The organism is Micromonospora sp. CPCC 206061, assembly GCF_036906915.1.
Lineage (GTDB): Bacteria > Actinomycetota > Actinomycetes > Mycobacteriales > Micromonosporaceae > Phytohabitans.
Genome location: NZ_JBAKHX010000015.1, coordinates 38,860 through 61,699 on the forward strand (window position 1 = coordinate 38,860; position 22,840 = coordinate 61,699).

General features: G+C 73.2%; 15 protein-coding genes. 8 read left to right on the forward strand and 7 right to left on the reverse strand.

What is annotated here, in order from left to right; all coding sequences use genetic code 11:
- The first annotated feature begins 68 nt into the window (after positions 1-68).
- The 3 genes from V6V89_RS13925 to V6V89_RS13935 are packed head-to-tail and all read left to right on the forward strand — an operon-like array spanning position 69 to position 2,719.
- Positions 69-938, forward strand: coding sequence for a hypothetical protein (locus V6V89_RS13925; protein WP_334619506.1), 870 nt, complete (start codon positions 69-71; stop codon positions 936-938).
- 21 nt (positions 939-959) lie between these two features.
- The gene (locus V6V89_RS13930; RefSeq protein WP_334619507.1) at positions 960-1,724 is read left to right on the forward strand and encodes a glucose 1-dehydrogenase; all 765 of its coding nucleotides are present in this window, start codon (positions 960-962) and stop codon (positions 1,722-1,724) included.
- On the forward strand, positions 1,724-2,719 hold the full coding sequence (locus V6V89_RS13935) for an ADP-ribosylglycohydrolase family protein (protein WP_334619508.1): 996 nt from the start codon (positions 1,724-1,726) through the stop codon (positions 2,717-2,719). Before V6V89_RS13930 ends, V6V89_RS13935 begins: the two co-directional genes overlap by 1 nt.
- On the opposite strand, the gene V6V89_RS13940 is transcribed toward V6V89_RS13935, so the two are convergent.
- Positions 2,691-5,348, reverse strand: a complete 2,658-nt coding sequence (locus tag V6V89_RS13940; protein ID WP_334619509.1) for an EAL domain-containing protein — start codon at positions 5,346-5,348, stop codon at positions 2,691-2,693. The two genes, V6V89_RS13935 and V6V89_RS13940, sit on opposite strands and share 29 nt — an antisense overlap.
- Positions 5,349-5,418: 70 nt before the next feature.
- Positions 5,419-6,363, reverse strand: coding sequence for a homocysteine S-methyltransferase (mmuM, locus tag V6V89_RS13945; RefSeq protein ID WP_334619510.1), 945 nt, complete (start codon positions 6,361-6,363; stop codon positions 5,419-5,421).
- Between the two features lie 121 nt (positions 6,364-6,484).
- Between mmuM and V6V89_RS13950 the strand changes: the two genes are divergently transcribed.
- Together V6V89_RS13950 and prfH are read left to right on the forward strand one after the other, a co-directional pair.
- On the forward strand, positions 6,485-7,591 hold the full coding sequence (locus V6V89_RS13950) for an RNA ligase RtcB family protein (RefSeq protein ID WP_334619511.1): 1,107 nt from the start codon (positions 6,485-6,487) through the stop codon (positions 7,589-7,591).
- Entirely contained in the window at positions 7,588-8,208 is a 621-nt protein-coding gene (gene prfH / locus V6V89_RS13955) for a peptide chain release factor H (protein ID WP_334619512.1), read from the forward strand. The genes V6V89_RS13950 and prfH overlap by 4 nt, the downstream gene beginning before the upstream one ends.
- 20 nt (positions 8,209-8,228) lie before the next feature.
- Here the strand turns inward: prfH and lexA are convergent, their stop codons facing one another.
- Both lexA and V6V89_RS13965 read right to left on the reverse strand, forming a co-directional pair.
- Positions 8,229-8,993, reverse strand: a complete 765-nt coding sequence (gene lexA, locus V6V89_RS13960; RefSeq protein ID WP_442935135.1) for a transcriptional repressor LexA — start codon at positions 8,991-8,993, stop codon at positions 8,229-8,231.
- Between the two features lie 184 nt (positions 8,994-9,177).
- Complete coding sequence (locus tag V6V89_RS13965; protein WP_334619514.1) at positions 9,178-9,585, reverse strand: VOC family protein; 408 nt, start codon at positions 9,583-9,585, stop codon at positions 9,178-9,180.
- Between the two features lie 393 nt (positions 9,586-9,978).
- Between V6V89_RS13965 and V6V89_RS13970 the strand changes: the two genes are divergently transcribed.
- Positions 9,979-11,229: a hypothetical protein gene (locus V6V89_RS13970; RefSeq protein ID WP_334619515.1), complete on the forward strand. Its 1,251-nt coding sequence runs from the start codon at positions 9,979-9,981 to the stop codon at positions 11,227-11,229.
- 343 nt (positions 11,230-11,572) lie between these two features.
- Here V6V89_RS13970 and V6V89_RS13975 read toward each other — a convergent pair whose 3' ends face one another.
- Positions 11,573-14,896 (reverse strand): AfsR/SARP family transcriptional regulator, encoded by a 3,324-nt coding sequence (locus tag V6V89_RS13975; RefSeq protein WP_334619516.1) that lies wholly within the window; start codon positions 14,894-14,896, stop codon positions 11,573-11,575.
- 222 nt (positions 14,897-15,118) lie between these two features.
- Here V6V89_RS13975 and V6V89_RS13980 point away from each other — a divergent pair, with 222 nt between their 5' ends.
- On the forward strand, positions 15,119-15,673 hold the full coding sequence (locus tag V6V89_RS13980) for a DUF6245 family protein (RefSeq protein ID WP_334619517.1): 555 nt from the start codon (positions 15,119-15,121) through the stop codon (positions 15,671-15,673).
- A gap of 265 nt (positions 15,674-15,938) precedes the next feature.
- Here the strand turns inward: V6V89_RS13980 and V6V89_RS13985 are convergent, their stop codons facing one another.
- Positions 15,939-16,442, reverse strand: coding sequence for an anthrone oxygenase family protein (locus V6V89_RS13985; protein WP_334619518.1), 504 nt, complete (start codon positions 16,440-16,442; stop codon positions 15,939-15,941).
- A gap of 25 nt (positions 16,443-16,467) precedes the next feature.
- Positions 16,468-19,227: an AfsR/SARP family transcriptional regulator gene (locus V6V89_RS13990; protein WP_334619519.1), complete on the reverse strand. Its 2,760-nt coding sequence runs from the start codon at positions 19,225-19,227 to the stop codon at positions 16,468-16,470.
- Between the two features lie 180 nt (positions 19,228-19,407).
- On the opposite strand from V6V89_RS13990, the gene V6V89_RS13995 reads away from it, so the two are divergent.
- Positions 19,408-22,557, forward strand: a complete 3,150-nt coding sequence (locus tag V6V89_RS13995) for an ATP-binding protein (RefSeq protein WP_334619548.1) — start codon at positions 19,408-19,410, stop codon at positions 22,555-22,557.
- The last annotated feature ends 283 nt before the right edge of the window (positions 22,558-22,840 follow it).

Consider the following 22,840-nt stretch of genomic DNA (forward strand, 5'->3'; position numbering starts at 1 on the left):
TCGCGCGGGTCGTGCGCCCCAAAGCCGCCCCGCTCCCTCCGCTTCGTGTCGGCTGCGGGAGGCGGCGCATGACCGCGCCGTCGCCCGCCCTTGCCCGCGCTGAGGCGCTGCTGCTCGCGAGCCGGCCGCAGGAGGCGCTCGCCGAGCTGGCCACCCTGCCTCCCGCCGAGGCGGTCGGGGCAGCCGCCACCCAGCTGCGCTGCGCCGCGCTGGGCCAGATGGAGCGCTGGCAGGAGGTGGTCGAGGCCGCGAGCGCCGGCCTGGCCGCCTCCGGACCGGACCCCGACCTGCTGCGCCACCTGGGCCGCGCCGAGCACCGGCTCGGGCGTTCGCAGGTCGCCGAACGCGCGCTGCTGGACGGGCTGGCGCTGGCGCCGCAGGACGTCGAGCTGCTCTGCACGTACGCCGACGTCTGCGCGGCCAACGGCCAGACCGACAAGGCGGCGAAGCTGGTCGAGCGGGCCGCCGCCCTGCGGCCGGAGGCGCCGATCGTGTACGCCACGCGGATCCAGGTGGCGTACGCCAGCGGCGACGACAAGGGCGCCCAGCGGATGAGCCGCGAGTTCGTCGCCGCCCACCCGGAGCACCCGGCCGCGCACGCGCTGCTCGGCGGCACCAGCGCGATCCGCGGCCAGGTCGACACGGCGTACGAGGGCTACCGGCAGGCGGCGGCCACGATGCCGACCGAGCAGGCGTTCGCCGAGTCGGCGCTGGAGCTGCGGATCGCGCGGCACCCGCTGATGCTGCCGCTGCGCCCCACGCTGCGTTTCGGGGCGCTGAAAACCTGGGCGGTCGCGGCCGCGATGATCTTCGGCCTCCGCGCGATAGGTCAGCCCGTACTGTCGGCCATAGTCGGGCTGCTGTGGCTGGTGTTCTGCGTGTACTCCTGGGTGGTGCCGCCGCTGCTGCGACGCTGGATGCGCCGTAACTGGCGCTGAACAACATGCGGGAGGAGTGACATGTCAGTGCTCGACGCGTTCGGACTCGCGGGGCGGGTGGCGGTCGTGACCGGCGGAAACCGGGGGCTCGGGCGGGCGTTCGTCACCGCACTTACCGAGGCCGGCGCGAGCGTCGCCATCGTCGCCCGCGACACCGCCAAGACCGGCCAGGTGCTGGGCGAGTTTCAGGACGGCGCGACCGTCCGGGGGTTCCAGGCCGACGTACGCCAGCGCGGAGATGTCGACCGCGTGGTCCAGGAGATCGTCGGCGAGATGGGCGGCGTCGACATCCTCGTCAACAACGCCGGCACCTGCGTGCACGCCCCCGCCCTCGACGTCACCGAACACGACTGGCACGAGGTCATCGACACCAACGTCAACGGCGTGTGGAACTGCTGCCAGGCGTTCGGCCAGCACATGACGCAGCGCGGCGGCGGCACCATCGTCAACGTCGGCTCGATCTCCGGGCTGATCGTCAACCGTCCACAGTGGCAGCCGGCGTACAACGCGTCCAAGGCGGCCGTGCACCAGCTCACCAAGTCCCTCGCGGCCGAGTGGGCGCCGCTGGGCATCCGCGTCAACGCCCTCGCCCCCGGCTACATCAAGACCGAGATGGCCCCGGTCGACCGCCCCGAGTTCCGCCAGCACTGGATCGAAGACGCACCCATGAAGCGCTATGCCACCCCGGACGAGATCGCGCCCAGCCTCATCTACCTCGCGAGCGACGCGTCCGCCTTCATGACCGGCTCGGTGCTGGTCATCGACGGCGGGTACACGGCCTTCTGATGGCGTCCGCGACCGCATCGGGGTGCCTGTTCGGGCTGGCGTACGGCGACGCGCTGGGCAAGCCGACCGAATTCATGACCGTGGCCGAGATCCGCGCGCGGTACGGCCCGGACGGCCCGCGCGAGCTCGAGGGCGATCCCGCTCTCGTCACCGACGACACCCAGATGACGCTCGCCGTGGGCAAGGCCGTGCTGGCCGCACCAGCACCGACGCCTGACGTGTTGGTACCGCTGCTGCGTGACCGCTTTCTGGAGTGGGCCGCCAGCCCCGACAACAACCGTGCCCCCGGCATGACATGCCTGCGCGCCTGCGGTGACCTGTCGCTCGGCGTGCCGTGGACGCGGGCCACCGTGGCCGGGTCCAAGGGTTGCGGCGCGAACATGCGCGTCGCGCCCGTCGGACTGGTCCCCACCTACGACCTCGACACCCTGGCCGGAGCGGCACAGCTACAGGCGGCGATGACACACGGGCATCCCACCGGGCTGGCGGCCAGCGAGCTCACGGCGTACACGATCCGGCTGCTGCGCGACGGCGCCGAACCGGCCGCGGTGCCCGCCCTGCTGCGGGCTCGCTGCCACGACCAGCGCACGGTGTACCGCGGCGACTGGCTCGACGACCTGTGGCAGCAGCCGGGCGTCACCACGCCGGCCGAGTTCATCCGGCGCGGCTGGGACGAGTGCCTCGCCGCCCTGGACCGGCTCGACCTCGCCCTGTCGCGGCCCGACGACGGGCAGGACGCCTGCCAGGTCACCGGCGAGGGTTGGATCGCCGAGGAGGCCCTGGCCACCGCCCTGCTGTGCGCGATCAGGCACGCCGACGACCCGGTGGGCGCGCTGGCCCGCGGCGCTGCCACGTCCGGAGACTCCGACTCGATCGCGTGCCTGGCCGGCGCGTTCCTCGGCGCGTGGCTCGGCATGCCCGCCTGGCCGGCGGGATGGCGCGAGCGCATCGAGTACGCCGATCAGCTCACCGCTCTGGGCGAGGCGTGGGACTGAGCCGCCGCACCGGGCGCGAGAACAGGTGGCCCTGACCCAGCTCGCAGCCCAGCTCCCGCAGCAGCGCGTGCTGAACGGGGTTTTCGATCCCCTCGGCGATCACACCCATGCCCAGGTTGTGCCCCATCGAGATGATCGTGCGGACCAGCTCGCGCGCCCTGGCGCTGGTGGCCACGTCGCTCACGAACGACTTGTCGATCTTCAGGGCGTCGATGGGCAGCTCGCGCAGCACGCTCAGCGACGAGTACCCGGTGCCGAAGTCGTCCACGTACAGTTTCAGCCCCTGGTCGTGCAGGCCCTGCAGCATGCTCTGCGCGGCCTTGACGTCGTGCACGACGACGCCCTCGGTGATCTCCAGCGCGATGCAGCGCGCGGGCAGCCGCTCGTGCTCCAGGGACGCCGCGACGATCGCGGCGGCGTCGCCGTACCAGAACTGGCGGTCCGAAAGGTTGATGCTGACCCACAGATCTTCGGAGACGACGGCGTCCCGGCGCCAGCCGGCCAGTTGCCGGCACGCCTCCGCGACCACCCAGCGGCCGATCGGCACCATGAGCCCGGCCTCCTCGGCCACCGGCAGGAACTGCGCGGGCGACAGCAGGCCGCGACTTGGATGCTGCCACCGCAGCAGCGCCTCCACCGCCACCGTCCCGCCCGTGGCAAGGTCGACGATCGGCTGGTAGTGCAGCTCCAGCTGCCCGGCGGCGACGGCGTGGCGCAGCTCGGTTTCGATGCGCAGCCGGTCGATCGCCTCCGCGCGCATCGACACGTCGAAGACCGCGTGCGACCCCTTCTTGCGGGCCTTCGCGCGGTACATCGCGATGTCCGCGTTGCGCAGCAGGTCTTCGGCGCTCTGGTACTGGCTGGTCCCCTCCGCGATGCCGATGCTTACGCTGACGACCACCTCCTGGCCGGCGATCCGGTGCGGGCGGCCGATGGCCTCCTGCAGGCGCTCGGCGACAGCGGTCAGCGCGTCGGCGTCACCGATCCCGTCGACCAGTACCGCGAACTCGTCGCCGGCGAAGCGCGCCGGCGTGTCGACCGGCCTGACCTCCGCGCTGATCCGCTCCGCCACCTGGCACAACAGCCGGTCTCCGGCCAGGTGCCCGAGGCTGTCGTTGACCACCTTCAGGCCGTCGAGGTCGAGGAAGAGGATCCCGAAGCGGTACCCGTCGCCGGTGCGGCCCAGCGCGTGCCCGACCCGCTCCAGGAAGAGCGTGCGGTTGGGCAGGCCCGTCAGCCGGTCGTACAGGGCGGCGTGGCGGAGCTGGTCTTCCTGCTCCCGCAGCGACGTCACCACCGCCCGGTGGTCGAGCATGCCGCACAGCAGCGCTGCCCACTGGTTGACGGTCTCGACGATGGACGACTTCTGCGTGTCGATCGGGCCGACGTGAGCCAGCATCCCGCGGTCGCTGTCGCGCAGCCGCACCGGCACCACCACCGCGATCTGCCCGGCGCCGGGGTCTGACTCCTCGATCAACTCGGCGGGTGGAAACGCGCTCACGGGAACGGGCTCGTCGGGCTTGAGCTCCACGGCCGGGTCACGGTGATAGGTCCCGACGATCTCCAATAGCGGATCTTCTGCATGATGATCCGGCATCCACAGGCCAAGACACCCGCTGGTCGCCTGGGAGTGTTCGAGCCATTGCAGCGCCGCCGGATTGCCGTCGCTGCGCAGCAGCTCCATGGTGATCCCGTACTGGCTGTTGAGCGCCCTTTCCAGGTACTGGTTCTCGGCGGCGAGCCGCTGCGGCTCGCCACCCGCGTCCTGCGGCGGGCAGCCGCACGACTCGCGCGTCACCAGGCGTGACTGCCCCTCCCGGGCGTACCGCTTCCCCGGCGGCACCTCCCGCCCCGCCAGCATCGCCAGCAACACCTCGCCGGCCTCCTGCCCCACGTCGTCGAACGCCGAGTCGATCGTCGACAGGTTCGGCACGACATGCTGGGCGGCCGTGACGTCGTCGAAGCCGACCAGCGCGAGGTCACGGGGCAAGGTGCGTCCCGCGGCAGTGAGCCCCCGGATCAGCCCGACCGCGTTGTAGTCGTTGGCACAGAAACACGCGGTGGCCGGCATGCCAGCGCCGAGCATCAGCTCGGCGGCCGCCTCCCCACCGGTGGTCACGTTGTCGTCGGCGGGGAAGACCAGACCTGGGTCGTACGGGATCCCGTGGGCGGCGAGCGTCTCCTGGTACGCCTGATGCCGCTGCCGGATGTCCTCCTGCGCCATCCACCCCACGAACCCGATCCGCTCGTGGCCGTGCTCGATCAGGTGCTCGACGGCGAGCTGCGCGCCGCGCTGGTTGTCGGGCAGCACGACCGGGCAGTCGAACCCGGGCACCTCCTGGCTCACCATCACCACCGGCTTACCCGCGTCCCGCAGCGCGTCCAGGTATCGCCGGTCGGCGGAGTTGAGGATGACGACGAAGCCGGCCACGTGCTGCCAGGCGACGGGCAGCTGGAAGTCCGAAAGGTCCAGGTAGGCGATCTCGTCCACACCGGGGTCGAACGTCTGCACGGCGACGACCTTGCCGCCGGCGGAGGCGGTGGCGCGCGCGACACCGCGCAGCAGCCCTCCGAAGTAGTGGCCGGACAGCAGCGGCGTCAACACACCGACGGTGAGTCCACGCGCCAATTCAGAACCCCCCGCCCCTCCAGGAGCCGCACGTGGCTTGAGCATAACCAGGACAGACCGTGCCGACCCGCTACGTCCCCTTCGCCACACGGCCACGCCGGGCCGCCCGAACGTCCCCCTCGCCGGCGTCGTTCAGTACCGCCGCGAGCTGGGCGATCTGGTCGGGGCCGACCCGGCAGCAGCCGCCGATCAGCCGGGCGCCCGCTTCCCGCCACGCCGACACCCGCTCCGGGTCGAACGTCGACCGACCCCGCCAGCTCCGCGCCTGGGCATCCCACGACTCCCCGCTGTTCGGATACACCACGACGGGCTTGCCGCTGGCCTCGGCGGCCGCCCCGACCGCCGCCCCGACGTCCTCGGGCAGGCAGCAGTTCACGCCCACCCCCACGATCTGCGGAACATCGGCCGCCAGCGCGAACGCCTCCCCCAACGGCTGCCCGGCCCGCGTAAGGGCACCTTCGATGCTGTACGCCAGCCACGCTGGCACGCCCAGGTCGGAGACGATCCGCACCAGCGCCCGCGCCTCGTCGACGTCGGGGATCGTCTCGACCGCCAGCAGGTCCGGCCGCGCGTCGGCGAGCACCTCCATCCGCGGCCGGTGGAACGCCTCCAACGAGTCCACGCTCAGCCCGTACCGCCCCCGGTACTCCGAGCCGTCCGCCAGCATCGCGCCGTACGGGCCGACCGACGCCGCCACCCACATCGGCCGGTCGATCCCGCTGGCCCGTGCCCGGTCCACCGCCTCGCGACCGAGTGCGACGCTGCGGCGCAGCAGCCGGGCGGTCTCGTCGCGGTCGATGCCGTGCTTGGCGAAGCCCTCGAACGTCGCCTGGTAGCTGGACGTGATCGCCACGCTCGCGCCAGCCAGGAAGTACGCGAGGTGCGCCTCGACGATCGCCTCCGGGTCGTCGCGCAGCAGCCGGGCCGACCACAGCTCGTCGGACAGGTCGTGCCCCTGGGCCGCCAGCTGGTTGGAGAGCCCGCCGTCCAACACGAGGACCTGATCACTCAACACACCACGACTCTGTCACGCCCGAAAACCGCTTGCCGCTCCCGGACGGGATCCGGGATCGTGATCGCCATGACGTACTGACGGAGCTCCTCGCCAGTCCCCGCCCCATCCACCAGGGAAGTAGATGGCTACCGTCACCGTCCTCGCCTCACCGACCAGTTGGATCGAGTCCGACGCCGTCGCGCAATGCCACCAGGTGGCCGCCCTAGACGGCATGCTCCACGTCGCCGGCATGCCCGATCTGCACCCCGGCAAGGGGGCACCCATCGGGGCCGCGATGGCGTCCACCACCCTGTACCCGTTCCTCGTCGGCTCCGACATCGGCTGCGGCATCGCCGTGTTCCCGATCAAGCTCAAGCGCGCCGTACCCGAAAAGCTCGCCGCCCGCTTCCCCGACCTCGACCGCCCGCTGGACCCTGAACGGGATGCGGACGACCCGGCTTGGGCCGCCGCCGAAGGTGACGTCCCCGCCGGATTCACCGAGGGTCTGGGTACTGTCGGCCGCGGCAACCACTTCGTCGAGCTGGCTCGGGTCGACACCGTCTTCGAGCCGGGTCACGCCAGCCGTCTCGGGCTGGACACCGGCGACCTCGCCCTTATCGTCCACAGTGGATCACGAGGGCTGGGTGAGCGGATCCTGCGGGCGCACACCGAGGTGCACGGCGCGGGGCCAACGCCCGATCCCGCCGGCTATCTTGCGATGCACGACGCCGCCGTACGGTGGGGATCGCTCAACCGGCGCCTGATGGCCGCCCGGGTCGCGTACGCCCTCGGCGCCGAGCCCACCGAGCCGGTAGTCGACGTGTGCCACAACCTCGTCGAGGTCCGCGACGGGGTTTACCTGCACCGAAAGGGCGCGGCGCCGGGTGACGGCCGCGACGTGCTGATCGCCGGCACGCGAGGCACCCGTTCGTACCTAGTGGCCGCCCACGCCGGACCGCAGGCCAATCACTCGGTGGCGCACGGCGCGGGCCGCAAGATGTCGCGCGCCGACGCGCTGCGCCGGGGCCGGGTGAAGCACACCGTCGAGGAGCTGCGCCGCACGCCGGTGGGGTCGCTGGTGGTGTGCGGCGACCGCCAACTGCTGTTCGAGGAGGCACCGACGGCGTACAAGCGCATCGAGCAGGTGATCGCCGACCTCGTCGACCACGGCCTCGCCACGCCGATCGCCACGACGGTCCCGCTGGTCACGTACAAGACGGCGGACCACCCCAGGCGGGGTCGGCGGTGACCGTACACCTGCTGATGTCGGCGGGGCGCGGCCCGCAGGAATGCGCGTGGGCCCTGGCCCACCTGCTGCGGCGCCTGGAAGGCGACGCCGCCCGGCGCGGCCTGGCGACCCACCGGGTCGAGACCGTTGCCGGCGACCGGCCGGGCACGTACCGGTCGGTCCTGGTCCGGATTTCCGGAGCCGGCGCCGGGGAGTTCGCCGACGCGTGGACCGGGACGCTGTGTTGGCAGGCACCCAGCCCGTACCGGGCCAGCACCGGCCGCAAGAACTGGTACGTGATCTCCGAGCCGTGCGAGGTCGACGCGCCGCGGACGGCGTTCGCGGAGGCGGACGTCGAGATCGTCCCCTGCCGCACCGGCGGGCCCGGCGGCCAGCACCGCAACAAGGCCAGCACGGCGGTTCGCGCGACGCACCGGCCGACGGGGATGGTGGTCGTGGTCGACACCGAGCGGCAGTTCAGCCTCAACCGCCGGATCGCGCTGCAACTGTTGCGCCAGCGCATCGAGCAGGGCGACGACGTGGCCGAGCGCGCGGTCACCACGGCCCGCTGGCGCGTCCACGACCAGCTGGTCCGCGGCAACCCAACCCGCGTCGAACGCCCCACGCCGTCGCGCTAGCACTCCGCGGGCGCGCGGCGTTACATGCGACGGAGGACCGACACGACCTTGCCGAGGACCACGGCTCGGTCGCCGTCGATCACGTCGTACGCGGGGTTGCGGGGTTCCAGGAGCACGTGGCCGCCGCGCCGCCGGTACACCTTGACGGTCGCCTCGTCGTCGATCATCGCGGCCACGATGTCGCCGTTGTACGCCTCGTGCTGCTGGCGCACGACGACGATGTCGCGGTCACAGATCGCCGCGTCGATCATGGAGTCGCCCTGTACCCGCAGGCAGAACAGGTTGCCCCTGCCGACCAGGTCGCGCGGCAGGGTGAGCGTCTCCTCGGTCGTCTCCTCGGCGAGAATGGGCACGCCGGCGGCGATTGCGCCGACCAGGGGTACGCCCACCGTGTGCGGGTCGGTCTCGTCGCGGCCGCCCGTCTCCAGGAACATGCGGACGTCGACCGGCCGGGTGGCCGTACGCCCGCGGCGCAGGAACCCGAGGTCTTCGAGCGCGCGCAGGTGCCTGCTGACCGACGACGTCGACGCCAGCCCGACCGCGTCACCGATCTCCCGGGTGGACGGTGGGTAGCCGTACCTGACGATCCAGTCCCGGATGACGGTCAGGATGCCCCGCTGCCGGGAGGTCAGCGTCGACGTGTCGAAGTCCTCGGTCAGTACCACCCGATGATCGTTACTCATCGTGCGCCCACAGCGTGGCCCGGCACGCCGAGCAGCGCAACTTCGGAGATACCGCGCCCGCCCGCCGGGGTCGAGGCCGCGCCTTCCCCGATGTCGCCGCATCCCGCGCGGGCCCGTCCGGCGCGCGGCGCACTGCGCCCTCCCAGCGCGGCCCTCCCAGCGCGGTGCCGATCACCCGGTGGGGCCCCGCCGGGCCTCCGGGCACCGCGCGATCAAGGAAAATCTCGTCGATCAAGGACGCTGCGCGCGGCGGCGCGGGCGCAGGGCGGGGCGGGCGGGGGAATCGCTACTGGGGGTGGACGATGTCGACCATCCAGGCTATGCCGAACTTGTCTACACACATGCCGAACTCGTCGCCCCACATCTGCTTCTCCAGCGGCATCGTCACCGTGCCGCCCGCGGAGAGCTTCTCCCAGTACCCGCGCAGCTCATCCCCGTCTTCGCCGCTCAGGCTGATCGCGATGTTGGTGCCGGGCTGGTGCTCCATACCGGGTGGCAGGTCGGAGGCCATAAGCGTGAAGCCCCTCGGCGTCTCCAGCTGGGCGTGCATGACGTTGTCCTTGATCGCCTCGTCGCCGCCGTACTCGCCGAAGGTGTTGATCTTAAGGTCGCCGCCGAGGACGTCCCGGTAGAACTCCATCGCGGCGCGCGCGTTGTTCGGGAAGTTGAGATATGGGTTCAGTCGCGTCGTCATCCGATCCTCCTCGATCGCTGAAATCCGCTTTCCGAGCAGCCTATGCGCGCACCGGCCGGCGAGGTTGCCATTCCCCCCGATAGCGGCAGCAAACCGGGACGGGATCGATTGACAGGCCGGGACGCACGGTTCGACCGGCGTTCATGACGGTGGCCTGGTCGGCGCCGGCCCTTCCCCGCGCGAGCCGCCACGGTCCGAGGTGGACCGTGGCGGCCTTACCATGGGTTGGGGAGGTTTCCGTGTTGCTCCGTCCACCTGAGACAGTCGCCGCGGAAGCGGCCAGGCACGATCTCGGCGCACGGCTCGGCGCAGCCCGCACCCGCCGCACAGACCCGATGAGAGCGGGGGCTGGGCGCCGCGGCCGGCTCACTGCTCGCGCTGCTCACGCTCCTTTTGGGGATACCGCTGGCGGGCGCCCTGCTGGCACCGCTGGCCATCGCCTCCGGTGTCGGGTACGCGCTGCTCGCCCCGCCAAGACATGGCCGCCGCTGGCTCGTGGTGTACGAGCGGGGCTTCGTCGACGCCCGCAGGGCCGAGCCGGCGCGCGTCGTGCTGTGGGAGTGGACGCTGGGCCGGGTCGAGGCCGGCGTGATCGTGGTCCGCCTCGACGGGGCCGCCGAGCCCACCCGGGTCGCACTCGACGGGCTCGAACCGCACGCCGACCTGGTCGACGCCATCGACCAGCGGGTCACACCGGTGATCGTGGCGCATCTGCTCGCCGCGGTGCGCCACGGCGAGCAGGTGGTGTTCGGGCCGCTCGCCGTCTCCGCCGACGCGATCGCGGAGGTCACCGATGGCGTGCACCTGCCGTTGGAACGGCTCCGCTCGGTCCGCCTGGTCGGCGGCGACCGGATCGTCATCGGCGAGGTCGGCGCGGCGCGCGCCTGGTTCAGCGGTGCCGTGCCGGCCGCCCCGGTCGCCGTCCGGGTGATCGCCGGGCTCCGGCCGACCGCCAGCGTGATCATGCCGGACCCGGCCGAGACCCTCGCCGAGCGGGTCCGCCAGCGTCGGCACCGGGCTGTGGCCTCGCTCGCCGGCCTGGTCGCGCTCGCTCTGCTGCCGGGCGTCGCCTGGGCCGCGGTCGGCCCGACAGACGACGAGGAACCGGCCGGACCCGTCAGCACCCGAGCCGCGTCGCCGTCATCGGAGAGCACCGCGTCGCCGACGCCCTCGCTATCGCCCGGCCTGCCCGAGAGCGTCTTCCAGTACTCGGCCGCCTGCGTGGGCCGCGGCTTCCCCGGCGCGCCCGCCTACCAGGGCGCCGGACCGCACCCGATCCACGTGCACGACGGCCCGAGTGTCAGGGGGCCCGCCAACTGGTACACCGAAGACGTCACGAAGATCCAGCTGGTGATCTGCGGAGCCAGCAGCACCGGCCGGGTGCTCCGCAAGTGTGAGTACCTCGGTATCGGCAACGACAGCCGCGACGTCACGCAGGACATGGTGCTGGGCCGGTACGCGATGGAGATCCGGGAGGCGCGCACCGCCAGGGTCGTCGGGCAGGTCCGGTTCGACGGCGAAGACGACAAGTGCCGCCTCGGGCTCTTCGGCCGCCAGGTCGACGAGAAGCAACAGGTCAGCGTCCCGTTCGGTTCGCAGATCGAGGCGGCGCTGACCAAGTACGTGGACGCCTACGTGGAGTAGGTCGCGACCCGGAGTCCGGCGGTCACGCCGTTGGGGGGCTTCTCTGTCCGTCCGCTGCCTCGGCCCGGTACGGGTAGACCGATTGGCGGACGGCATGGCCACCGCCGGACTCCGAGCCACAGATGGCGCCCGAAAGGCCGCACGCCCGGCCAGGGGGACTGGCCGGCCGCAAGCGGACCCCGGCCGGTGTCGCCGGCGGGCGCCGCTTTGCGCAGGAACTCCGGTGCGGACCGTCGCGGTGGGGTGACCGCTGGGTCCGGTCGAGGTCCTGCGCGGAGCACGCTACCGCCGCCCGCTGATCCCGCGCTGAAAGCGCACTGAAACGACGATCATCACTGGCGAGCTAGGCGAGCAGCGCCGCGGTATCGTCTCGCTCCGCCGCGCCGACCTCGGTGAACAGTGCGTGCGCCTGCTGCCACCGGTGCCGTGCCATCTGGGTGTTGCCCAGCCGCTGCCAGGCGTGACCCATGGTCACGAGGGTACGCCCCTGAGCGAGCCGCTGCCCGGCACGCCGCTGCGTGGCGAGCGCCCGCCGGCAGTGCTCGACCGCGCCCGCGGCGTCGTCGAGGCCGACCTCCGCGGCGGCCAGCCGGGCCTCGGCGTGCGCCGCCGCCAGCGCGAACCCCGACGTGCGCGCCAGGTGCAGGGCCTCGACGGCGTGCCGGTGCGCATCGTCGTGGGCGCCGCGCGCCACGTCTACGGTGGACTGGGCGATGAGCGCCTCGGTCTCGCCGCGGCGGTGTCCGGTGCGCCGGGCGATGTCGATGGCGACGCCGAGGCGCTTGGCGGCGGCGTCGAGGCTGCCCTGGCGCAGCTCGACGACCGCGAGTCCGGTCTGCGCGAACATCTCCAGCCGGCTGTCGGACAGGCGCTGCGCGATGTCCAGCGCCGAGGTCAGTGCCGTGGCCGCCTCGTCGTACCGGCCGGCGTCACGGTGCACCAGCCCCAGGGTGATCAGCGCGGACGCCTCTTCGTGCTGGGCGCCGATGGTGCGGCAGATCGCCACCGAGTTCTCCGCGGTGGCGCGCGCCTCGGAGAGGCGCCCCTGCTCCCGGTGTACCGTCGCCAGGTTGTCGCTCGCGACGGCCGCGCCCTGGTGCTGGCCGGTGCGGCGCAGTAGCGGCAGCGCGAGCTCGCCGAGGCGCGCCGCGTGGCTCAGGTCGCCGACCTCCTCGTACGCGGCGGCCAGGTTGGTCAGCGTCGCCGATTCGCCCGTCTCGTCGCCGATCTCCCGGTCGATCGCGAGCGCCTGCTCGAACCGGCGGATCGCCGGCCGGGTCCGCCCGAGCCCCGCGTACGCGATCGCGGTGCTGCACAGCGCCGCCGACCGCCCGCGCCGCCAGCCCGCCCGGTGTGCCAGGGCCGCCGCGGCACCGTACTCCGTGGCCGCCTTCTCGAACTCGGCCGTGCGCCAGTACAGGAAGCCGAGGCTGAGCCGCATCGTCGCCTCGCCGAGCGGATCGCCGGCCCGCCGTGCGGCGGCCAGCCCGGTCTCCGCCACCGACAGCCACTGGGCCAGCGGCGCCCGCAGCCGCATCACGGAGTGCATCGCGCAGGCCAGCTGCCACGCCAGCCGGTCGCGGCCGGACGAGGCGGCGACGTCGAGCGCGGCGACCAGGTTCGGCCATTCGGCGGCCACCCAGTCGCGAGCGGTCACCAGGTCGGGGAACTCGGCCAGCCACAGACCGTCCGGCGCCGGGTCGCGGGGCACGCGCAGCCGGGACACGCCGTTGAGTGCGATCGCGGCCCGGTCGGCGGAGTGCAGATAGAAGTGGAGCAGCCGGGTCGCGGCGGTCTCCCGCTCGGCGGCCGGGTCGTGCTCGGCGGCCAGCTGCGCCGCGTACTCCTGTAGCAGGTCGTGGCTGACCAGCCGGCCCTCTTCGGACCTTTTGACCAGGTGCATCTGGGCCAGCGCGTCGGCGAGCGGCTCGACGTCGGCCGGCGGCACGCCGGCCAGCGCGGCGAGCGCGCGGCTGGTCAGGCCGCCCGGCGCCGGCACCAGGCCGAGCAGCCGGAACATCCGGGCCGCCGCGGCGGGCAACGCCTGGTACGACAGGTCGAACGCCCGCCGTACCGTGGCGCTGTCGTCGCCCTCGACCCGCAGCCGCGCCATCCGGCCCCGCGCGGCGAGCTCGTCGACGTGCCAGCGCACGCCCAGGTGCGCCTGGTCCGCCAGCCGCGCCCCGGCGATCCGCAGGGCCAGCGGCAGCCGGCCGCACAGCTCGGCGAGCTCGGCGACGGCCGCGCAGTCACTGCCCAGCCGGTGCCGGCCGGCCGCCCGCGCCAGCACATCCATGGCATCCGATGTGGACAGTACGTCGAGCGTGAGGCGCTGCGCGCCGTCGACCGCCACGAGACCGCTCAACCGGTCGCGGCTGGTGACCAGCACCAGGCAGCCGGGCCCACCGGGCACCAGCGGCCGCACCTGGTCCGGGTCGGCGGCGTTGTCGAGCACGAGCAGCACGCGCCGGCCGGCCAGCACCGAGCGGTACAGGGCGGCCTGGGCGTCCACGCCCATCGGGATGCGGTCGGCGGCGACGCCCAGCGCCACGAGCAGCTGCGGCAACGCCTCGGTAGCGGTCATGCGCGGGCCGGTGTGGAAGCCGCGCATGTCGACGAAGAGCTGCCCATCGGGGAAGCGGTCGCTGACCCGGTGCGCCCAGCGCACGGCGAGGGTGGTCTTGCCCGCGCCGGGCGGTCCGCCGACGACAGCGATGACCGGCCCACCGGAGGCGGGCTCGGCCGGCAGGAGACCATCCAGAAAGGACATCGAGTCGGCGCGCCCGACGAATCCGGCCACGTCGGCCGGCAGCTGGTGCGGCACGATCCACGCCGCCGGTGCGCGCTCTTCCCCGCTCGGCGGCTGCTGCTCGTCGGCCGGCCCCGGGCCGCTCGGCGCTCGCGCGCCCCGCGACGGCCGGGCCGCCGGGCCCGCGCTCGTCGCGAGTAGGTGCTGGTGCAGGCGGGTCAGCTCCTCCCCCGGCTCGATGCCGACCTCGGCCACGAGGCGCCGGCGGGTGTCGCGGTACAGGGCGAGGGCCTCCGCGCCGCGTCCACTGTGGTGCAGGGCGGTCATCAGCAGCACGACCGACCGCTCCCGGAACGGGTGCTCGGCCACCACCGCCGACAGCCGCGCGATGGCGTCCGAGTGCCGGCCGAGGTCGACGTCGATCGCGAGGTGCTGCTCGATCGCCGCCAGGCGTTCCTCGTCGAGGGCGGGAGCCACCGCGCTGGGCAGCCACTCCCCCGCGACGTCCGCGAACGCCGGGCCGCGCCACAGCCCGAGCGCCTCCCGCAGCCACTCGCCGCTGGCCGCGTCGCCGCTACGCGCCCGCGCCACCAGGCCCCGGAACCGGTACAGGTCGACCGCCGCCTGATCCACCGACAGCCGGTAGCCGGGGCCGGAGGTGGCGAGTTCGGCGACCCCACCGGCACCGGCCAGCACCCGCCGCAGCCGCGCCACGTACCCCTGGATCGCGTTGCGCGCCGACGCCGGCGGCGCACCCGCCCACAGCGCCGTCGAGATCTTCTCGACGGGCACGACACTGTCGAGGCTGAGCAGCAGCAACGCCAGAACGGTGCGCTGCTGCGCGGTCGCCGGACCGAGGCGCCGGCCGTCTGTCCACACGCCGACCGGGCCGAGCACGCGGAACTCGACCTCGCTCATCGCCACCGAGACTAATACGCCCACGCGTCCGGTTTCCTCCCGCGGCTCCTGTCTCCCCACACCCCATCTCCCGCCGATCAAGGTCAAACGCACGTGGTTCGATCTCCGATCCGTGTGCATTTGCCCTTGATCGATGTGAAATCCCTTGATCGACAGCGCGGGCGGCGGGGGCGATAGGCGTGGCTACCGCACGCCGTGGGCGTTCGTCGATAGCTTGCCTGCATGGAACCGGCTGAGGAGTCAGATGACGTGCGGCGTCTCGTCGCGGCGCTCGACGCTCTCGGGATCGAGGAGGGGCCTGAAGACCGGGCGGCCCAGATCGAGCAGCTCGGCGGTGTCGACGCCTACCGGGCGTGGCTGGCGAGCGCGTTGCTGGGCGCGGCGCAGTCCGAGGCGATGGTCGCGGACAGCCTGCCGCTAAGCAGGGACGCGCGGTACGCGATCTGGGAACGCCAACTGAGCGTCGCCGGCCTCACCGACGACATGGGCGCGTGGGTCGAGCTCATGCAATGGCAGGTACAGCGAGCGTGCGAGCCGCTGCCGGCGATGGCGCACGACAGCCCCACCGACCCGATCCCGCTGGCAGCCGCGCAGGCAGCCGAGGGATTGCAGACCCTGCTGGCGGTCTGCGCGGCGACTCAGGGCGCGGTCGCGGCCGGCGACGTGCCGGCGCTCGCCGCGCAGGCGGGCCGGCTCCGTGAGGCGTGCAAGGTGTTGCAGGCTGCGGTCGACAACACCGACGAACTGCTGGAACTGCTGGGATCCGTGGATCTCTGACCGACGCGAGGGAGCGCCCAGACCTAGCGGCCCAGTAGTCCGGGCAGAGGGACGGCCCGGTCCACGTCGTCGTTCACGACCGTGCGACCGCAGCGAATGCGCGGTCAGCACCAGGCAGCGCTCGGCGCCGAACGGCAGCACCCAATGCCCCTGCCACCACGGCGATCCATCGTGTTCGTAGGCCAGTTCCACGACCGTGCCGCCGAATCCGGCCAACCGGGCGAGGACGTGGGCCACAGCCCGGCAGCCTACCTACCCCGCCTACCTAGCCCGTCGATCGGCCGTGCAGGACCAGGGACCAGATCAGCGCTCCGAACGCGCCGGTGGACGCGACCGCCCGCACCACGTTCCAGCGCACCCACTTCGCCTCGTCGAACCGCTCGCGCACGGCGGCCAGGTCGCTGATCGTGTCGGGTGCGCCGGCCGCTTTGAGCGCGTCGTTGAGCGGCACGTTGATGGCGAACGTGATGATCACCACCAGCAGGTACAGCAGCGTCGCGGCGATCAGCCACGGCAGCGCCGACCGCCCGCCCTCGCCGAAGCTGAGCGCCAGGGCGGCCGCGGTGAACACGAACGCGCCCATGAACGTCAGCAGGAACAGCGGGTTGAGGATCGACCTGTCGACCTGCTGGAAGGCGCCCACGAAGGTGCGGTCGTCGGTGCGCCCCAGGCCGGGCATGAACGCGTACGCGTACACCTGGAAGATCCCCGCCATGATGCCGACCGTCAGCGCGGCCAGCACCAGCGTGACACCTCGCAACATCAGCATGGTGTCAGGAAACCACAACGACCTTTCACGGATCTGTACCCGCGTCGATCGCCGTGATCGCGTCCTGTACCTGGAGCACGTGCGGGTCGTTGAACTCCTTCAACGTCGCCACCGCCGCGGCCCACACGCCCCGCGCGAGGGCGGCGTGTCCGGCCCGGTGCAGCGTGCGCCCCACGTCGGCGAAGACCAGCGCCTCCAGCCGCCGGTTGGCCTGCCGCCGGTACGTCGAGGCGGCCCGTCGGAAGGCGCGCAGCGCGTCCCGGTGCCGGCGCAGCGCGGTGTACGCCTTGCCGAGGTGGTGCTGGTTCATGGCCTCGGTGTTGGCGTCGCCGATCTCACGGTTGATCTCCTCGGCCCGGTGGTGGCAGGCGATGGCCCGGTCGTGGTCGCCGCCCGCGGACAGCGCGACCCCGAGGTTGTCGAGGTTGAGCGCGCGGCCGCGGTCGTAGCCGACGGCCTCGCACCGCTCCAGGGCCAGCTCCGCGTAGCGCCGCGCGGCCAGGTGATCGCCCCGGTCGGCGAACATCAGCCCAAGGTTGCCCAGCGCCATGGTCTCGCCGCGCCCATGGCCGGCGTCCCGGAAACAGTCCAGCGCCCGCCGCACGTTCTCGATCGCCGCGTCCGGATCGCCCTTGAGGTAGTACATCGAGCCGAGCGCGTTGCGCACATACCCCTCCCCGACCCGCTCACCGGCCGCCACGGCGGCGCGCACCGCCACCTCGTGCAGCTCGATGGCGTCCCGCCACGCGATGCGCCGGTCGAAGAACGTGGCGAACGCCGTCACGATCCGCCACGCGTGCCCGCCCCAGCCGTTCGCGGCGGCCCACGACACCACCGCGCGCAGCGTGTCGTACTCCCGCTCGAACCAGGCCATCGCCGCCCCCGAGTCCGGGAAGTGCGGCGGCGTCACCCGCGGCTCGTACGGCGCCACGAAGTCGCGCCGCCGGTGCGGCAGCAGGTGGCTGTCGGCGTGCACGGCGGCGTGCAGGTACCAGTCCATGACCCGGCCGACCGCCGCCTGCCGCTGCGCGGGCGTGTCGTGCCGCGCGGCCTGCTCGGTCGCGTACCAGCGGATCAGGTCGTGCAGCTCGTACCGCTGCGGCCGCGGCTCGCGCACCAGGTGGGCGGAGACGAGCTGCCCCAGCGCCTGCCGAGCCAGCCGCACCGGCACGCCGGCCAGCGCCGCCGCCGCGTCCAGCCCGATGTCGCCTGCCGGGTGCAACCCCAGCTTGCGGAACATGGCGGCCGCCGCGTCGCCGAGTGCCCGGTACGACCAGGACAGCGCGGCCCACAGGTCGGCGTGCGGGTCACCGCCGCCCGCGAGGTCGGCCGACACGTCACCGAACACGTCGAAGCGCACCCGCTCGTCGACCAGCGCCTGCACCACCTCGGTAAGCCCGCCGACGCCCTGTGCCCGCTCGGCGACGATCGCCAGGGCGAGCGGCAGCCCGTCGCACAGCTCGACGAGGCGGGTGGCGGCGCCGCGCTCGGCGGCGACCCGGTCCCGGCCGAACGCGGCGGCCAGCAGCGACAGCGCCTCGCGCGGCTGCAGCGGCCCCAGCGTCACCCGGTGCGCACCGTCTCGGATGGACAGGCCACCGAGCCGGTTGCGGCTGGTGACGATCACGAGGCTGTCGCCGCCGGGCAGCAGCGGCCGGACCTGGTCCTCGTCGCGGGCGTTGTCGAGCAGCAGCAGGACCCGGCGGCCGGCGAGCGTGCCGCGCAGCAGGGCCGCGCGTTCCTCGACATTCGGCGGGATCACGTCGTTGCGCACGCCCAGCCCGCGCAGCAGCGTCTCGACCGCCGACGACGTCGAGACCGGCTCGCCCGGGCCGTGGCCGCGCAGGTTGAGGTAGAGCTGCACGTCCGGGTACACGGGCGCCATCTGGTGCGCCCAGTGCACGGCGAGCGTCGTCTTGCCGATGCCGGGCGCGCCGTCGATCGCGACCACGTGGGTGAGCCGCCGGCCGTCCCCGTCCATCAGCGGGCGCAGCGCGTCGAGGTGCGCCAGCTCGGCTCGGCGGCTGAAGTGCGCCACGTCGTGCGGCAGCTGCCGGGTGGCGGTCACCAGCGGCGAGGCCGCGCCGTCGAGCAGTACCCGCTGGTGCGTGCGCTGCAGCGCCTCGCCCGGCTCGATGCCGAGGTCGTCGACGAGGATGGCGCGCACCCGCCGGTACGCCTCCAGGGCCTCGGCGCGCCGGCCCGAGCGGTGCAGCGCGTCGATCAACCGCAACCACAGCGACTCGCGGGTCGGGTACTGGCGGGTCAGGTCGCGCAGCTCCGGCACGAGAGCGCCGGGGTTGCCCGTCTCCAGGTCCAGGTCGATCCGGCGCTCGGTGGCGGCGAACCACTCCTCGCGCAGCCTCGGCACCACCTCCCGGTCCAGCCAGCTCGACTCGACGCCGGCGAACGGCTGCCCGCGCCACAGCGCCAGCGCCGACCGCAGGGAGCCCGGCTCCGTCATCAGCTCGCGGAAACGCCACAGGTCGATCCGGTCCGGCGGCACCCTCAGCCGGTACCCGCCCGGCGTGGTCTCGATGACGCCGTGTCCGAGCAGCCGGCGCAGCCGGGCCACGTAGGTGTGCACGGTCGCGCGGGCGTGCACGGGCATCCGCTCGGGCCACAGCCGCTCGGCGAGCGTGTCCGCCGTCACCGACCGGCCGACCGAGGCCAGCAGGGACGCCAGCAGCACCCGCATCTGCCCCGCCGGCACCGACACGGGACTGTCGCCCGCGTGGATCTCCCACGGCCCCAGTACCAGGAAACTTACGTCGCGCCCGCTCATCGTCCCCCCGAGGTGAAGCGCTCACGCTCAGTCAAGCACGGGGACCGCACACAAATGCGCATACATCAACGGCGGGCGTCACCCCGTGCTCGGTGCCTGCCTTCGAACCCGCCACCGCGAGCCGGATCACCCGCTTGATGATCAGCGCCGGCACCGTGGCATCCCGTGTCAACGGGTCGAATGTCGGTCGGTGTGGATACCGTCTGGGGTGTGCTGATCGGACGCGACCATCCCGCCGCGGTGCTTGGCGCCGAGATCAGCCGGGCGGGCGGCAGCCACGGCGGCCTGGTCCTGGTCACGGGCGAGGCCGGCATCGGCAAGACCACGCTGGTCACCCGCGCGGTCGAGCAGGCGCGCGGGTCCGGCGCGCTGGTGCTCAGTGGCGCCTGCTGGGATTCCGGCAGCGCCCCGGGGTACTGGCCGTGGACCCAGGTGGTGCGCGGGCTGCGCCGCGGTGCCACCCCCGACGAGTGGGCAGCCGCCGAAGAGGCGGCCGGCAGCGGCCTCGCGGTGCTGCTCGGCGACGCGCCGGCCGGGGAGGCGCCCGACGGCTTCCTGCTCTACGACGCGGTGACCAGCGCGCTCGTGGCGGTGTCCCAGCATCGACCGGTCGTCGTCGTGCTCGACGACCTGCACTGGGCCGACACAGCTTCGCTGCGGCTGCTGGAGTTCGCGGCGCAACACACCTGGTTCGAGCGGCTGCTGTTGATCGGCACCTACCGAGACGCCGAGGTCGAGGCGGCCGAGCACCCGGTGCGGCCGCTGCTGATGCCGCTGGTCACACGGGCCACCACCGTGTCGCTGACCGGCCTGACGCGCGACGAGGTGGGCGCGCTGATGGCGCAGACCGTCGGCCGGCAGCCCGACGACGACCTGGTCACCGAGGTGCACCGGCGCACCGGGGGCAATCCGTTCTTCGTCGAGCAGACCGCCCGGCTGTGGCACAGCGGTGGCACCGTCACCGCGATCGCCCCCGGGGTGCGCGACGCGCTACGCCGCCGGCTGTCGCTGCTGCCGCCGCCGGTCGCCGAGGTGCTCGCCACCGCGGCGGTGCTCGGGCGCGAGTTTCACCGGCAGGTGCTGGCCGCCACCGCCTCGGCACCGGTGGCACACACCGACCGGCTGCTCGACCAGGCCGTCGCGGCGCGGCTGGTGGTGGCGCTGGGCGGTGGCCGGTTCGCGTTCGCGCACGACCTGGTGCGCGAGACGCTGTACGGCGAGCTCGACGAGGCGGCGGCCCGCGACCGGCACGCCGCCGTGGTGCGTGCCGTCGACCGCTCACCCGCCCTGGCCGCCGACCTGCTCCCCGCCGACCTGGCCCGGCACGCCTACCTGGCCGGCGACGACCTGCCCGCCGACAAGGTCGTCGACCTGCTGCTCGCCGCCGCCTGCGACGCCGGCAGCCGGATGGCCACCGAGGAGGGGATCGGGCACCACCGCCGGGCATACGAGCGCGCCGCCAAGATCGACCCGCGCCGCCGGGTGCAGATCGCCCTGCACATGGTCTCCGACCTGCACCACAACGACCTCACCGGCTTCCTGCCGACGATCGAGGAGGCCACCGCTCTCGCCCGCCAGATCGGTGACACGCACCTGCTGGCCCGGGTGGCGCTCACCCTGCACCGGATCGGCTCACCCACCGCCTCGCCGGAGGTCACCCTCGGCCTGCTCCGCGAGGTGCACCGGGCGCTGGTCGGGCAGGACGCCACCGATCCGCCCGACCGCCTGGTGCCCGACCTCGCGCTCCGGCTCGGCGAGGCGGCCCGCCGCACCGGCGACGACGAGGCGCTCGGCCTCTCGCTGTGGGCACGGCACGATGCCATCTGGGGGCCGGGCACCGCCGTCGAGCGGGCCGCGCTCACCGAGGAGCTGATGGACGTCGCCCGCCGCCTGTCCGATCGCGGCATGGAGTACTTCGCTGCCTCGTTCCGGTGGGTGGCGCTGCTGGAGCGGGGCGACCCGGCCTACCTCGACCAGTACCGGGCGTTCCTCGCTCTGACCGCTCGCGAGGGTCGGCCGCGCTCGGCGTTCGCGTCCGCCGTCGACACCAGCATCATCGCCACCATGACCGGCCGATTCGCCGACGCCGAGGCCGCCCTCGACAAGGCTGTCACGTCGTTCGCCGAGCACAGCCACCCGCAGTTCCAGTTCGTCGCCGGGCACCTGCGCTGGGCGGCATGGCTGCGCCAGGGCCGGTTCGACGATCTCGCCGCGCTGCACCCTGGGCTGGTCGAGGCCGGGCACCCGCAGGCTGACCTGCTCGCCGGCACCGTGGCCGCTTACTGCGGTGACACGAGCACCGCCCTCGCGCAGCTGACCTCCGTGATCGCCAGCGGCAAGGAGCCTCCGCGCGAGTTCACGCCGCTGTGGCTGCGCTTCCAGGCACAGGCCGCGGCGGCAAGCGACGATGAGGCGCTGCGCGAGCGGGCCCGCGCGGCACTCGAGCCCTACCGCGGCGAGTGGCTCGTCTCGCTGTACGGGTGCGACGTCAGCGGCCCCGCCGACCTGTGGCTGGCGCTGCTCGACGCCGCGTCCGGCCGGCACGACGAGGCGGTCGCCGGCCTCACCGCCGCGTACGAGTCCGCCGACCGGCTCCAGTCCCGCCCCTGGTCCGTCGAGGCCCGTGCCCACCTGGCTCGCGTCCTGCTCGACCGCGACGCTCCCGGCGACGCGAAGGCCGCCGCGACGCTGATCGACGACGTCGAGAGCGAGGCCGCCGAGATGGGGATGCGGCACGTGGTCGACCGCGTGCGGCGGCTGCGCACCGAGGCACCCGCCCCCGCGTCCAACGAGTTCCGCCGTGACGGCGCGGTGTGGTCGCTGCGATACGCGGGCACGCACGCCCACATGCCCGACGCGAAGGGCCTGCACGACCTGCACCACCTGCTTGGCCACCCGGGCACCGACATCCCGGCCGTGCTCCTGCTCAGCCCCGAGGGTGGCGCGGTGGCCGTCGCGGTCGGCCGGATGGGCGGCGACGAGATCCTCGACGACGAGGCCAAGGCGCGCTACAAGCGGCGCCTGGGCGAGCTCGACGACGAGATCGACCGGGCGGCGGCACGCGGCGACGACTCGCGGGCGGCGGCGTTGGACCGCGAGCGGCAGGCGCTGATCGACGAGCTGCGAGCGGCGGCCGGGCTCGGCGGGCGCAGCCGCCGCTTCGGCGACGAGGCCGAACGCGCCCGCAAGACGGTGACCGCCCGCATCCGCGACACGCTGCGCCGCCTAGACCAGGTCCACCCCGAGCTGGCGGCCCACCTCCGCGAATCGATCTCCACCGGCGCTACCTGCGCCTACCACCCGCCAGCCCCGACGCAATGGCGCCTCTAAAGACGCCTCGCGGCAAGGGGAAAGATCAAGAAATATTGAGCTGCCGCGACGCCCGTCGTGGGCTAGTCCGTCGCTCCCGCAGCCTCACCCTCCGCGTTCCCACGACCCACCCAGGCACGTAGGCCGGTAAGGCCGGCGGGGCGGGGGTTCTATGAACAAGACTTTGCTCTGCTTCCGTATAGGAAACAGTCCGCGTCCGCAAAGCGGGCGCCGGGTGTTTCCTCCATGGAAGCAGAGCAAAGCACGCCGGGACCGCACCCCACCTCGGACCCCGCCCGCTGGG

Bases quoted from the DNA above. Each gene is read 5' to 3' on its own strand.
- V6V89_RS13965 (WP_334619514.1), bottom strand. From the start codon at position 9,585: ATGACGACGCGACTGAACCCATATCTCAACTTCCCGAACAACGCGCGC.
- V6V89_RS13930 (WP_334619507.1), top strand. From the start codon at position 960: ATGTCAGTGCTCGACGCGTTCGGACTCGCGGGGCGGGTGGCGGTCGTG.
- V6V89_RS13975 (WP_334619516.1), bottom strand. From the start codon at position 14,896: ATGAGCGAGGTCGAGTTCCGCGTGCTCGGCCCGGTCGGCGTGTGGACA.
- V6V89_RS13985 (WP_334619518.1), bottom strand. From the start codon at position 16,442: ATGCTGATGTTGCGAGGTGTCACGCTGGTGCTGGCCGCGCTGACGGTC.
- V6V89_RS13935 (WP_334619508.1), top strand. From the start codon at position 1,724: ATGGCGTCCGCGACCGCATCGGGGTGCCTGTTCGGGCTGGCGTACGGC.
- V6V89_RS13925 (WP_334619506.1), top strand. From the start codon at position 69: ATGACCGCGCCGTCGCCCGCCCTTGCCCGCGCTGAGGCGCTGCTGCTC.
- V6V89_RS13995 (WP_334619548.1), top strand. From the start codon at position 19,408: ATGTCGGTCGGTGTGGATACCGTCTGGGGTGTGCTGATCGGACGCGAC.
- V6V89_RS13990 (WP_334619519.1), bottom strand. From the start codon at position 19,227: ATGAGCGGGCGCGACGTAAGTTTCCTGGTACTGGGGCCGTGGGAGATC.
- lexA (WP_442935135.1), bottom strand. From the start codon at position 8,993: ATGCGGCGACATCGGGGAAGGCGCGGCCTCGACCCCGGCGGGCGGGCG.
- V6V89_RS13980 (WP_334619517.1), top strand. From the start codon at position 15,119: ATGGAACCGGCTGAGGAGTCAGATGACGTGCGGCGTCTCGTCGCGGCG.
- V6V89_RS13950 (WP_334619511.1), top strand. From the start codon at position 6,485: ATGGCTACCGTCACCGTCCTCGCCTCACCGACCAGTTGGATCGAGTCC.